Origin of the sequence: Streptococcus sanguinis SK355, assembly GCF_000212855.1 — a bacterium.
GTDB lineage: Bacteria > Bacillota > Bacilli > Lactobacillales > Streptococcaceae > Streptococcus > Streptococcus sanguinis_A.
The window spans coordinates 512,224-525,166 of the sequence record NZ_GL890993.1; the positions used below are offsets into that span (position 1 = coordinate 512,224).

Annotated in this window: 14 protein-coding genes; 5 read left to right on the top strand and 9 right to left on the bottom strand. The window is 44.7% G+C overall.

Annotated features, from left to right (window positions below):
• Positions 1–678 precede the first annotated feature (678 nt).
• Positions 679–1,566, bottom strand: a complete 888-nt coding sequence (locus tag HMPREF9389_RS08815; RefSeq protein WP_002928473.1) for a cation diffusion facilitator family transporter — start codon at positions 1,564–1,566, stop codon at positions 679–681.
• Between the two features lie 166 nt (positions 1,567–1,732).
• Between HMPREF9389_RS08815 and HMPREF9389_RS08810 the strand changes: the two genes are divergently transcribed.
• Positions 1,733–2,254 carry a TetR/AcrR family transcriptional regulator gene (locus HMPREF9389_RS08810; RefSeq protein WP_032906686.1) on the top strand — a complete coding sequence of 174 codons (522 nt, stop codon included), beginning with the start codon at positions 1,733–1,735 and terminating at the stop codon, positions 2,252–2,254.
• 38 nt (positions 2,255–2,292) lie between these two features.
• On the top strand, positions 2,293–3,459 hold the full coding sequence (locus HMPREF9389_RS08805) for a CynX/NimT family MFS transporter (protein WP_002928477.1): 1,167 nt from the start codon (positions 2,293–2,295) through the stop codon (positions 3,457–3,459).
• A 26-nt stretch (positions 3,460–3,485) separates the two neighbouring features.
• Here HMPREF9389_RS08805 and HMPREF9389_RS08800 read toward each other — a convergent pair whose 3' ends face one another.
• Both HMPREF9389_RS08800 and HMPREF9389_RS08795 read right to left on the bottom strand, forming a co-directional pair.
• The gene (locus HMPREF9389_RS08800; protein ID WP_002928479.1) at positions 3,486–4,748 is read right to left on the bottom strand and encodes a S41 family peptidase; all 1,263 of its coding nucleotides are present in this window, start codon (positions 4,746–4,748) and stop codon (positions 3,486–3,488) included.
• Between the two features lie 3 nt (positions 4,749–4,751).
• Positions 4,752–5,333: a DNA-3-methyladenine glycosylase gene (locus tag HMPREF9389_RS08795; protein WP_032906246.1), complete on the bottom strand. Its 582-nt coding sequence runs from the start codon at positions 5,331–5,333 to the stop codon at positions 4,752–4,754.
• 280 nt (positions 5,334–5,613) lie between these two features.
• On the opposite strand from HMPREF9389_RS08795, the gene HMPREF9389_RS08790 reads away from it, so the two are divergent.
• From HMPREF9389_RS08790 to HMPREF9389_RS08780, 3 genes are all read left to right on the top strand, one after another.
• Positions 5,614–6,009 carry a hypothetical protein gene (locus HMPREF9389_RS08790; protein WP_002917987.1) on the top strand — a complete coding sequence of 132 codons (396 nt, stop codon included), beginning with the start codon at positions 5,614–5,616 and terminating at the stop codon, positions 6,007–6,009.
• Between the two features lie 164 nt (positions 6,010–6,173).
• Positions 6,174–6,920 carry a DeoR/GlpR family DNA-binding transcription regulator gene (locus tag HMPREF9389_RS08785; RefSeq protein WP_002928485.1) on the top strand — a complete coding sequence of 249 codons (747 nt, stop codon included), beginning with the start codon at positions 6,174–6,176 and terminating at the stop codon, positions 6,918–6,920.
• 32 nt (positions 6,921–6,952) lie between these two features.
• Positions 6,953–7,780: a Cof-type HAD-IIB family hydrolase gene (locus HMPREF9389_RS08780; RefSeq protein WP_032906249.1), complete on the top strand. Its 828-nt coding sequence runs from the start codon at positions 6,953–6,955 to the stop codon at positions 7,778–7,780.
• Between the two features lie 30 nt (positions 7,781–7,810).
• Here the strand turns inward: HMPREF9389_RS08780 and HMPREF9389_RS08775 are convergent, their stop codons facing one another.
• The 6 genes from HMPREF9389_RS08775 to HMPREF9389_RS08750 are packed head-to-tail and all read right to left on the bottom strand — an operon-like array spanning position 7,811 to position 12,799.
• Positions 7,811–8,296, bottom strand: a complete 486-nt coding sequence (locus tag HMPREF9389_RS08775) for a hypothetical protein (protein ID WP_002928494.1) — start codon at positions 8,294–8,296, stop codon at positions 7,811–7,813.
• A gap of 40 nt (positions 8,297–8,336) precedes the next feature.
• A complete protein-coding gene (dltD, locus tag HMPREF9389_RS08770; protein WP_002928495.1) occupies positions 8,337–9,605 on the bottom strand; it encodes a D-alanyl-lipoteichoic acid biosynthesis protein DltD in 1,269 nt (422 codons plus the stop codon).
• A complete protein-coding gene (dltC, locus tag HMPREF9389_RS08765) occupies positions 9,598–9,837 on the bottom strand; it encodes a D-alanine--poly(phosphoribitol) ligase subunit DltC (RefSeq protein ID WP_002894204.1) in 240 nt (79 codons plus the stop codon). Before dltC ends, dltD begins: the two co-directional genes overlap by 8 nt.
• A 19-nt stretch (positions 9,838–9,856) precedes the next feature.
• The gene (gene dltB, locus HMPREF9389_RS08760) at positions 9,857–11,101 is read right to left on the bottom strand and encodes a D-alanyl-lipoteichoic acid biosynthesis protein DltB (RefSeq protein ID WP_002899375.1); all 1,245 of its coding nucleotides are present in this window, start codon (positions 11,099–11,101) and stop codon (positions 9,857–9,859) included.
• Positions 11,098–12,648: a D-alanine--poly(phosphoribitol) ligase subunit DltA gene (gene dltA / locus HMPREF9389_RS08755; protein ID WP_002928496.1), complete on the bottom strand. Its 1,551-nt coding sequence runs from the start codon at positions 12,646–12,648 to the stop codon at positions 11,098–11,100. Before dltA ends, dltB begins: the two co-directional genes overlap by 4 nt.
• A 19-nt stretch (positions 12,649–12,667) precedes the next feature.
• Entirely contained in the window at positions 12,668–12,799 is a 132-nt protein-coding gene (locus tag HMPREF9389_RS08750) for a teichoic acid D-Ala incorporation-associated protein DltX (protein ID WP_002928498.1), read from the bottom strand.
• Positions 12,800–12,943: the final 144 nt, after the last annotated feature.

Consider the following 12,943-nt stretch of genomic DNA (forward strand, 5'->3'; position numbering starts at 1 on the left):
AATTCTTGTCTTATGGTTTTTTCTTTTTACCGATATGCATATTTTGGTAGGAAATGCTAGGAACAAAAGCTTTATTTGCTTTAAAAAACATTTACCTATCACAGTATATGACATAATTGACATCTTGTCAACAGGTTTGCCTCGAAAAAAATGACTGCATTTAAAAAAATGTTTAATTTTGACAAAACCTTGTTATATCAAGCTTTTTGACACTTTTTTAAAGCGTTTTTTTACTTCGAGGATAAAAAAAAGCAAATTTTTTTGAGGAAATTTCCCCTTTACTGCTTCTTTTTCAACCTTCAGATGGACAGTGTGACAGCATCTGTCCTCTTCTAATCGGTAGTCGATATGCTTAGGAAAGGCGCTTCAGGACAAGGCTTAGCAAGCTTTGCCTGTTTCTTCCTACCCAATAGTATATGCTAAAGAAAATGCATTGTCAATACATTTGCATTTTATTATATGTAAAACCTATCTAAAAATGCACAATGTACTCAGCTTGTCTATTTTTTATAGAAAAACTACAAAATCAAAAAGGCTAGAATTTACAGACAAAGAAATAGAGAAATTAAATAAGAAGAAAATCATAAAAATAGAACCAGTTGAGTGATGGAAATTAGACTGCAAAACGAAAAAACAGCCCGATTATCGGACTGTAGAGATATGTTTACAGTAGTACTATTAAGTATGAGGTTTTAAATCACTCTCCCCGCCTAAACACCACTCTTCATGCTCTTCCAAGCTGCTATCCGTCTGGATAGTGATTTTGGTGATGCCATAGGCTTGCAGTTCTTGACGCAGAGTAGTCTGGGTCTCGGCCAGTAGCTCTGGATTTTCAAGACAGATATGGATCATAGCAAATTTTTCCATACCGTCTGTGGTCCAGACATTGAGTTGGGTAATAGTCTGAACGTTTTCAACTGCCAGAATTTCCTGATAAAGCTGACTCAAATCAATATCGCTAGGGATATGATCCAGAAAAATCTTGATGTTTTCCCAGAACTTAGGCAGGGCCTTGCTGAGGATGAAGCCCGCGATAAGCAGGGAGAGCAGCGGATCTAGAAAATACCAATCGGTAAAGCGCAAAACAATAGAGACCAGAATAACAGCCACCCAGCCCAAAATGTCCTCTAAGAAATGCAGACTGAGAATAGACTCATTATGACTGTGTCCATGACCATGGCCGACTACCTTGCTGGCTGCTAGATTGACTATAATGGCGAAAATACCCAGCACCAGCATGCCGTCATAATTGACCTTTTCAGGCGCAAAGACCTTGGGTACGTTTTCGATAATCACCAAGGTCGAGCCGACTAGCAAGATGACCGAGGTCAGCAAGGCTCCCAAAAGGCTGTAGCGCTTGTAGCCCAGAGTGTATTTCTTGTCTTCTTTTTTATTAGAAATTTTTTCAAAAAGGGTAGAGAGTCCGATAGCCATCGCGTCTCCTGTGTCGTGCACAGCGTCGGCTAATACAGCGCTGGAATTGAACATAAAGCCAAAGATAAACTCAAGAATGGCAAAGGAAAAGTTTAACAGAAAAGCAATGGTCATATTTTTACTAGATTTCACGGCAGCCTCCTTTCAGTTTGGCTAAATTTATAGTATAATGTAATCAAAACGGAACACCTTGTTCAGTTTTCATCTTTATTATCCCTTATTCTCAGAAAGGAAACAAGAAGCAATTGAGGAGCTTTGTCCGTTACTGAACAATCCTGCTCTTTTGTTCCGAAATGCTATGGACAGACGAGTCAAGAAATCACGCGCAGCCATTTACCAAGCTTTTATCAGCCTGCTGCATCAAAAAAGCTATGAAACCATCACGGTACAGGAAATCATCGACCTGGCAGATGTTGGCCGGTCGACTTTCTATGCCCATTTCGAGACCAAGGAAGCGCTGCTAGAGGAGGTTTGCCAAGACCTCTTTCAGCATACCTTTCTTGAGCGCGACGATGGCAAGGATCTCTTTGAAGCAACCACCCATATTTTCAAGCATTTCCAAAAGAATCAGGACAAGATTGCGACCTTGCTGCTTTCGAAAAATATCTATTTCACCAATCGCTTAAAGATTGAACTGGAAAACTATCTCTTTCCGATGATTCAGGAACAGCTCCTACAGAAAAAATCTCAGCTGCCAGAGCCCTTTCTGAGAAATTATGTGACCTCTACCTTTGTGGAGACGGTCAGCTGGTGGCTTCAGCAGAAGAAAACATTGCCAGAAACAGTTATCAGCCAGTATTTTCTGGATTTGATGGACTGATTTTATTTTGATATTTATATAGAAGGAAACTTAACTTTATGAAAAAGCAACATTCGAAATTTTTACTTCCAGGTATTCTGATGGTGGGGGTTGTCCTGCGGGCACCTTTTGCAGTGCTGCCTGTTGTGCTGGGCGATATTGCTAAGGGACTGCAAGTTCCCGTCAACTCTCTGGGACTGCTGACTAGCCTGCCCTTGATCATGTTTGCACTCTGCTCAGCCTTTTCCCCACGCCTGGCTCAAAAGGTCGGCCTAGAAAAGCTCTTTACCTTAGCTATGATTGTGCTGACTCTGGGCTCTTTTATTCGTATCTTTAACCTGCCTCTACTCTATGCAGGTACAATCATGCTAGGGGCTGCCATCGCTGTCTTAAATGTGCTCCTGCCCAATGTCATTCAGGCTAATCAGCCAGAGAAAATTGGATTTCTAACCACGCTTTACATCACTTCTATGGGACTGGCCATCTCAGTCATGTCTCCCTTGGCTGCGCCTATTGTCCGCTTAGCTGGCTGGAAAGGACTGATTCTCGTCCTGACCCTCATCTGCTTACTAGCCTGCTTGATTTGGCTGCCTAACAGTCGGCATAATCACCAACTGACTAGCAAAAGCCGCGAGCAGCAAATGGGGAGTCTGCTAACAAATCCTAGAGTATGGGCTCTGATTGTTTTCGGCGGCTTGCAGTCCTTGCTCTTTTACACAGCTATCACTTGGCTACCGACTCTTGGCCAGTTGGCAGGACTTTCCGATGATGCTACTGGATTCTTAGCCTCTATCTTTTCGATTATCAGCCTTCCTTTTGCTATGATTGTTCCTAGTCTGACAACGCGTCTATCTGCGAAACAACGCTTGGGGATGATTACTCTCTTTTCTGCAGCCGGCGTCATTGGTCTGGGTATGCTATTGATCAAGACGGATTCCTTTATCTACTGGCTCATCCTCAATCTGCTAATCGGTATGTCCGTCAGCGCCCTCTTCCCCTACCTCATGGTTACTTTCTCGCTCAAAACCAGTACCCCTGAGCAAACCGCTCAGCTATCTGGCTTAGCCCAGACTGGTGGTTATATTCTGGCCGCTTTTGGTCCTAGCCTCTTTGGCTATAGCTTTGACTTATTCCGCTCTTGGACCCCAGCCATCTTCATTCTCATTGGCTTGACTGTCATCATGGCACTAACACTCTTTTACATTGAAAAGTTTGACAAGATATAATAAAGACGAAAAAACGCTTAGAAATCCTAAGCGTTTTTGCAATATTTTAGGCATTCTTCCAGGTCCACATCTCGCTCTAAGTGTTCTGGTGTCCAAGGAATCAGGATATCCGGTTCAACTCCCTTGTCATTCATGCCCTTTCCTTGATCAATCCTAGTATCACGTGAAGTAGGAAACAGGAGCTCATAGTCACCAAAATCCTTTACGCAGCAATTGGAATAATCTAAAATTCCCATAGTCGGACGTCCTAGGACCGTAACCTTGGGCATCTTTTTCATGGTATCAACAAAATTGTCACCTGAAGACCCACAAGTAACATCTGCTAGTACAAAGACTTTTTCAGGTCGAGCTAGGCCTAGAACGTCTGGCAAAAAGTTCTGATTGCTGTCCTCATCGCCATAAAGGACATAACCTTTCCCCTGATTTTCTTCCAGCTCTTTTAGAAATTCTTTGAGGATTTGGTGAGTTTCTGCTGACAAGTTTGGATCTTCTAAGAACTTTTGCATCAGTTGCTGACGCAAATCAACATTTCTATCAGTATAGAGAATCTCCATCCCATCATCGTGTAGCAAATCTAAGTCACTGAAGGCCTTTCCCTGAGGGAGAGTATATTTGAAAAGTGGATAATAAAGCGAGTCCGTCCCACCAAAATTGACTCGAACATCAATGATTAAATACTTAGCCTGCTCAATAGCTGCTTGACTGTCTGCATATAGCTGACTGATAGCAGCCTCATTTGTAAAATCTTCTAACTTAAGATAGACGACATCCTTAGAAAGTCTGCGCCATTCAAACTGCGGTGGCTTCTTTGGGTGGGCAGTCGGCTGAACATGCAGTTGCTCTTCCTTGCCATTGCGTACCACCGTAACTTCTCCGGCATGCTCCACAAAGTAAGCCCACTCCTTGTGCTGTCGCTCTGGTGTGGCACTGACGAAATAATCCTTGTGCTCTTGATAAACCTGGGGCAAAGGTTTCCCATCCAAGGCTAGAATCTGGTCTCCACGTTTCAGCTCTGTATCGCTATTTGCCTGCAGGACGTAGAGGTAATCTTGGTAGTATCTCAGTTTAAAGCCGGGCGGTTGCGTTTCCTTAAGTCCAAACCAAACATGAGACAAAATCCCAAAACTGGCTATATAACAATGCATCTGGTAAAGAAAGGCCTCTTGGCTCATCTGGTCTGTGATACGCGCTCGATATTCTTCGGGATTTGCACCCTTGATGTCTTTCTTTGTAGAGGAATCCTCTCGCATAATTTCTACGACTTGGTCAAAAATCTCTGTTTTCTTCATCCTTTACTCCTTCTTCCATGTGGCCTCATCATCCAGCAGGGCTCGCTTGGGTATTTTTGAGACATGACGATTGCCGGCCACATAAAAGCCCAAGTGCTCCTCCCGCCAGGCATCTGTGCAGGTCACGCCAATCCGCGGACGGCTGGCAATCTGATTCGGAGTCAGGTCATAGGCTAATTGCAGACTGGAGGTCGCTAAACTTTGTCCGTCAAAACACTTATCAATCCCAGCATACTTGGTTAACTTGCCAGGGCCGTTAGCTAAAAGACGGCCATCCGGTAGCTCCAAGGCTCGAATCAGGACAGCTTCGGCCACATTTTCAGCCTTGGTCACCAGATTCAGCATCTGATGACCATGAATCTGATAGACATACCAGTGACCAGCTGGCAGATACATGGATTCATTCTTAGGGGAGCGGCGCCCTCCAGCCGAATGACAAGCACTGTCCTGACTTCCTAGATAGGCTTCAGTTTCGACAATCCGACCTAACTTCTGACCATTTAGAATCAGCTGCATACCTAGCAAAGCTCGCGCTGCTGCAACTGTGTCTGTCTCGATTAGTTTCTGGAAATTTCTTGATAACATAGGTTGATTATAGCATGATTTCTCCATTTACAGAGGAAAAGAAATGTTGCAAAAATGTTATTTTTCTCCTTCTCATGGACAAGAATTATATTACAAAACAATTACACACTAAATAAGCGGAAAATCGTAGAAAAGCTTATAAAATCTATGTATTATCTGTTTATATTACATATATTTTGTAACATTTTTATTAACAGAGTATGTTATTTATGTATCAATCCGGTTTTTCATTGCTTCAAATGAAATATTTGTTTAATATTATACTAGAAGGAGGGGTAAGATGAAAAAATTATCTAAAATTTCTTTATTTTTATTACCACTAATTGCACTTTTCTTTTTGGCAGCTTGCGGAAATTCTGCAGATAAGAAGACTGAAGAAAGCTCAAGTTCAAGCTCAAGCGTATCTTCTTCATCTAAGGCTAAGACAAGCTCTAGCAGCACATCTGAAGAAAGCGGTAGTGCCAAAGTCAACGTAAACGGCGGAGATGCTAGCGTTAATGTAAATGGCGGAGACGAAAGCGGAGATGCTTCTGTTGAAACTAACGGAGACGGTAGTGCTAATGTACAAACTGACAACGCTGGGGTTAGCGTAAATGAAGATGGCGTTCATGTTCAAGGCGGCGGTGTTGATGTTAAGGTCGGCAGCGATGGATCTGTCAATATCCAAACACCTTAATTGAAAAACATATTTCGATTATTATAAACCATGAAAACCGAGAGTTACTCGGTTTTTTTGATTTTCTCCAATGTAATTCTTAACAACTTATAAATGATTATAAATACTTTTAAAAACTTATTCGTTGTGTTATACTCTATTTAGAAAAGTAAGGAGAAACAAGCATGTACCAAGAACAACGCTTAGCTGAAATCTTAGAGCTCTTGGCTGAGAAAAAACAGCTGTCAGCCAAGGATATGATTGAGCATTTTCAGGTTTCTAAAGATACCATCCGACGAGATTTTTCGATTTTGAGCGAGCGTAGGCTTGTGCAGCGCACCCACGGAGGCATTATCCCGCTGGATACTAGCCGGCAAATCCCCTCCTTTAACGACCGTATCAACCAACTAAGTCAAGAAAAAAAGGCTATTGCTCAGAAGGCTCATGACTTTCTCAAGCCGGGGCAGATTGCTTTCTTTGATGTCTCAACAATTGTTCTCCATCTGGCTCAGCGCATCAAGAAGCCTATGACAATCTATTCTCATTCTCTGGATAATGCAATCATGCTGAGCACCCAGGACAAAGTGGACTTTCACCTCTTAGGCGGGAAATTTTATCCCAAAAACCGATTCTACTATGCGCTCAATGAAGCAGAGCTGCTGCAGCAAATTTCCTTTGACATTGCCTTTATCGGGGCAGCCAGTGTCTCTGATGGTCTAGTCAGCTTTGAAGACGAGGCTGATGCCCACCTGAAAAAACTGGCTTTGAAACACGCCAAGATTAAGATTCTGCTGGCCGAGCAAGACAAATGGCAGAAAGAGTCCAAGTACATCCTGGCTCCTGTCAGCAACTTTGACTACTGGATTACGGACCAAGAGCCCAGCCCTGAAGTCCAAAAACTGCTTGGAGACAAGGTTAAAATAATTTATTGAATTGGAGCATTAGATACAAAGGAGAAAAGCTTATGACAAACCACCCGATTCGCCTGATTATCAGCGATATTGATGGCACGATTTTGGACGATCAGCACCAAGTGGATCCTAAGCTCAAGGATATGATTCCCCTGCTAAACCGAGAAAAAATCCCTTTCGTCCTCGCTTCTGCTCGCTCTCCTCTAGGTATGGAGCCGATTGCGCGTGAGTTAGGACTGGGAGATAATCCGCTGGCCTGCTACAATGGCGCTCTGGTCATCAAGGGCGACTCACAAGCTTACGAGACCATTATCGAACACCCTCTGGATAAGGAAGAAATCCGCACTTTTCTGGAACTGGTCAAGGCTGAATTTCCTAGCGTGTCCATCAATCTCTACTCTGGTAAGGATTGGATTGCCGACCGTCTGGATAAATGGGTGCAGATAGAGGCTGCTATTACAGGGGAGCAGCCGATGATTCAGAATGTACTAATGCCAGTACTAGATGCGCAAATGCCCGTCCACAAGCTACTCCTCATTGATCAAGCGCCTGTCATCCAGAAACTTCACGACTACCTACAGACCTTGGACTTTCCCAAGACAGCCTTCTATCTCTCTAAGGAAAATTACATGGAAGTCACGGCCAAGCATGTCTCCAAGGAGCGAGCTTTGTACGAAATTGCCCAGAACTACCAAGTGCCTCTAGAGCAGGTCATGACAATCGGAGACAACTTCAATGACCTTCCTATGCTGCGACTGGCTGGACTCGGAGTCGCTATGGGCAATGCCCCTGAAGCAGTCAAAACCAAGGCAAAAGCCGTGACCAAAAGCAACAATGAGCACGGAGTCGCAGAAGCTGTCGAAAAGTATGTTTTGATATAACCTAAAAAATCTGCCCTTGAGCAGATTTTTTTATTGATGATAATCATAAGCCAGGCGAGGACTGCCATCTTCCACATAGATGATGCCGCACTCCCTAAAGTCGTAGTTCAGGACAGCAGCCTGCATAACCTGATTATCCGCATGGGTATCGATTCGCAAATAGGGAATCTGCTGGCAGCAAAAATCAAAGACCTGACGGGATAGGCCTCTGACTTGCCCATTTGAAGCGATACGGTGGATGGTGCCATAGGGCTCTGAAAAACGCCAGGCCCCCTTTTCGATGACCTGATAGGTCGGGTCTTCTCCGATGATAAAAGCAAAGGTGCCAACTAGCTGCCCATCTTCCTCGATAACAAAAGAGTGGCCAGACGCGATGTCTTCCTCAATCAAACCCGCGCTAGGATAGCCTCCATCCCACTGAGTCGGATTGCCCTGGTCTTTCATGAACTGACGGGCTACATCATAAATCGCCATAATAGCTGGGATATCTTCTGTTTGGGACAAACGAATCTTCATCTTTCCTCCTTTATAAAAATAAGGTCGGAAAGTCCCAACCCTATTTGAATTCTTCTGGTTTGCCAGTATACTGAGACCATTCCTTAGTGAAGAAACGGTCATTAATCTGGTAGTTTGGCGCCGGCTGTGGATTGGCTACAAAAGGATCAACCGCCTTGTCAAAGGCCAGCCAGCCATTCCAGCCCATGTGAATAGTGTCCTGCATGAAGTAAGGCTTGTCGCCGTCCTTAGAAAAGTCAGCAATGTTGGTAAAACCCTGACTTTCCAGCTGGTAGCGAATCTTAGCCACCGTCCGCTGGTACATTTCAGGACTGAGACCTGTATACTCCATCCACTTAGAATTGACCGGTGGAATGATGAAGATGACATTGGTCTTTGACTTGGCAAACTGGTCCAGAACCAGCTGCAAGTCGTTGTACTCAGGGGATTTTTCATAAGATTGCTTGGTCTGAAAACCTCTGAGCTTGGCAACCTTGCCGGCCAGACGGGTCTTGTAAAATTGATTGTCTATGCCGAATTGATTGTTATTGGTCTTCTTCTTGGCTTCTGCTGTGGCAATCTCTTCCAAAGCTTTATAGGAGAAGGTGTCTGGCAAATCCGCCATATAAGGCAAAATTCGCTGGTCATAATTTCCATTATTGAGGGCAGCAAAATTGCTAAAAAAAGCATCTTGGCGCTCATTAAGATGAGCCATCATCTCAATATGGCGCTCTTCAAAGCTGCTCAGCTTTTTACCTTCAGACAGCTTCTGGACGCTCTCTGCCATAGCAACATCTGGATAGAGCTGAAGGAGGCGCTGGGCTGCATATTGCGCCGCCGCATCGCCCTGCTGCTGAGACAGATAAGCCGTCAGCTGATCGCTGTTGAAGTACTGCTGAAAGGCCGAAGCATCATAGCCGGTCTTGGTAAACCACTGGGGCGATACCACATAAACCGCCGTTTGTCCCTCCAACTCAGAGGACATCTGCTGCATACCAAAGTACTGATTAAACGATGCTGCTCCGCGCTGGCCTAGAAAATAAGGACGATAGGAGCGGTCGTATTTCTCAGCCAGCACTGCCGGATGCATACTATCAAAGCGCAGCCATTCGCTAGAGCCAAAGAAGGGCACAAAGCGCATCTTCTTATCGGTCAAGGCTGTCACCTTCTTACTGCGGCTCTTGAAGTTTTCTGCTGTCAGGGTCACTGCCGAGCGCTTCTCTGCTTCTATATCATGCTTTTTATCAAGCGGATAGAAGAAAAAGAGCAGGGCAACCATGACCATAGCGCAGAAAACTGGGCCCAGAATCAGCCAGAGTCGTTTAAGCATTGCGAAGCTCCGTTACGCCTTCAACGATTTTGTTGGCTGTGTTCCAGTCATCGCGGCCAAACTCTGACACTGGCACGCGGATGTCAAAACGGTTTTCCAGCTCAACAATCAACTCGACCGTTCCCATACTGTCTAGGACACCAGCGTCAAACAAATCCTCGTCCATCATGTCTGACACATCTTCCATAAATAGTTCTTCAATAATTTCAATTACTTCTGCTTTTATATCCATTTTTCTTCCTCATTCATTTTTATTTTTTAAACCAAAGCTCATTTAAAAATCCAGAAAAGATCAAAAATGAGAACATGACTGCGTGAAAGGTCACCACAATCCCCAAAGCTTGGGTCCATTTATTGTCTGGCAGAGGCGGAAGCCCTTTGGCCTTGCGCTCTTTGTTTAGCGTTTTCTTCTTGCGCAGCCAGGCATCATTGACCACCAAGCCAGCTCCATGAAAGAGACCGTAGGCGATATAGTACCAGGTTACACCATGCCAGAAGCCCATAATCAGCATGTTGATCAGATAGGCCACACTAGAGGTCGTGTTGCGGTTTTTAAAGACCTTATTGCGCATCAGGACCATGACCAGCCGCATAAAGACAAAATCACGGAACCAAAAGGACAGACTCATGTGCCAGCGATTCCAAAATTCTTTCAAATCACGAGAGAGAAAGGGCTTATCAAAGTTGATTGGGCTCTTGATTCCCATGAGATTGGAAATAGCTAGCGCAAACATCGAATAACCGGCAAAGTCAAAGAAGAGATCCAGACCAAAGACATACATGACGCCCAGAGTTCCCAGATTAAAGAAACCGCCGGTATAGAGAGCGTAGGTCTTGACATGCCCCAGCAAGAGATGTCCAAAGATATGGGCTAGGATAAACTTATAAAGGAAGCCTAGCATGATATACTTGACAGACTGCTCCAGCATATCCAGCAGCTCATCGCGCTCGGGAATGTTCAAATAGTCTTCATTGAAACGCTTGAAACGATCAATGGGGCCACTCGAAAAGGTCGGCATGAAGAGCAGGAAACGCAGGAACTCCCAGAGCGTGAATTCTGTCAGAACTCCATCGCGCATCTCAATCATCATCCCTACCGAACGAAAGGTCAGATAGGAAATCCCCAAAAAGCCAAAGAGAGACTGATGACCGCTGATTGCGGGCTCTACCTTGACAAGCACAAGTGGCAGAACCGCCAGCAAAGTATGCAGATAAAAGATCCACTTGCTGTCCCGCGACCTGCGATAAAGCTTATATGAGTAAACCCAGACTATCTGCCAGATGACATAGCCCAGCAAAGCACAGAGCTGCGCCAGACTGGGACCTGTCAGCATCAGGACGATAAAGACCAAGCTGACCAAGGCTTCATAAAGGGGGAAGCGTTTCTTAAAGAAAAGTCCAACAAAGATTGGTAGAACTGCCAGAACGATATAGACAAAGTAAACTGGATTGCCGTAGGGTTCCAAGTGAGGCAGCTGTTTCAAGAAATCCATCATCGCTTATTGACCTCGCTAATCAGCCCCTTAATGTCAATCTTGCCATTCGGGGTCAGAGGCAGGGTCTCTCGATAGAGAAACTTGGACGGCATCATATAGGACATCATGATATCCTGCAGATCTTCCTTGATTGCCTTGGTAATATCGATTTCTCGCTCAAACTGCTCAGCCACACCGTCTTTGAGGATGACGTAGGCCAGCAGATTTTGAACCTTGTGGTCCTTATTGTAGCGGGGAACAGCTACTGCAGATTCAATGTATTTCGATTTGTTCAGGTTCTGAGACACATCCTCCAGCTCAATACGGAAACCATTAAACTTAATCTGGAAGTCCATCCGGCCGCCGTAGAGCAGCAAGCCTTCATCTGTCATCGAGCCGACATCTCCTGTATGATAGGCTGGCAGACCTTCAAATTCAAAGAAGGCCTCCGCTGTCTTCTCAGGATTATTCAGATAGCCCTTGGATACAGCTGGGCCGCAGACGATGATTTCTCCCTGCTGGCCATTCGGCACCTTCTGCCCCTCTTCATCAATGACAAAGGTAGGAGAGTCCGCCTTAGTATAGCCAATCGGCAGGCGCTTGCAATTTTGCAGCATCTCATCTGTCACCGCTACCGCAGACAGAGCCACTGTTGCCTCAGTCGGACCATAGGCATTGATAATGCGAGCTTGAGGGAAGCGATCGCGCAGTTTCTGAGCTGTCTTGACTGTCAGCTCCTCACCGTCAAAGTAGAAATGCGTCAGCTGAGGCAGCTTCTGGCTGTTAAAGTCATCCGACAGCAAGGCCATGTCCGCAAAGGAAGGCGTCGAAGTCCAGATAGCAATGGGCAGACTGAGAATCGTCTCAAACAGCTGCTTGAAATCCTGAGTCACAGCCGAAGGTAGGGCAAAAAGAGTTCCTCCCAAGGCCAAAGTCGGCGCCCAGTACATGACTGACAAGTCAAAAGAATAAGGCGGCTGAGCCAACATTTGAGGACGAGCCGGAGTCGCAAACTCCTTATCTGTAATCATCCAATTCGTAAAGCTGAGCAGATTATTGTGGGAAATCTGCACTCCCTTAGGTTTACCAGTTGTCCCTGATGTAAAAATAATATAGTAGTTGTCATCTCCCTGCACTGGATGGCTAAGCTCATAGGACGCTCCCTCTCTGAAGGCTGTCTGGACTTGCTCCGCACTGAAAATAGGAGCTTCTACATTTGCCAGCGGAAAATCATTGATGGCAATAATCAAACTTGGCTCAGCAACTTCCACAATCGCTGCCACGCGCTCCAAGGCTGAGTGGCTGTCAATAGGAATGTAGGCATGACCAGACTTGGTCAAGGCCACAAAAGTAGCCAGCATTTCGTATTCCTGACCGCCAAAGACCACAACCGGAGACTTGTCAGGAAGTCCCAAACGGTCAATCTGAGCCGCCAACGAATCGGAATCCTTCTTTAAATCGCCATAAGTATGAACTTGACCTAAAATATCATAAACTGGAAAATCCGGCTGCACCTGAGCAAAATGCTCAATCGCTTCAATCATATCATGTATCACTTTATTTGACATTATTTCCTACTCTCTCACATTAAAATTCATTATAGATAAAGCCACCCTGACCCTGACCCAGATAGCTAAAGAAATAAAGCAAGGCCAGAAAGATAACAAAATATAGTAGGGTTTGGCTCAAAAATTTATATAGGGTTTGATGTTTTTTCATAGCTCTCTCTTATATTTTTAGTTAGACTTACACCATTTTACCATTTTATGGAAGATGTTTTCAACACAAAAGCTAAGGAAGATGTAAAGTTCTTATAAGGAAGAAAGGTACTTTGATACACCTTATAAATAGCCATTAAAGAGC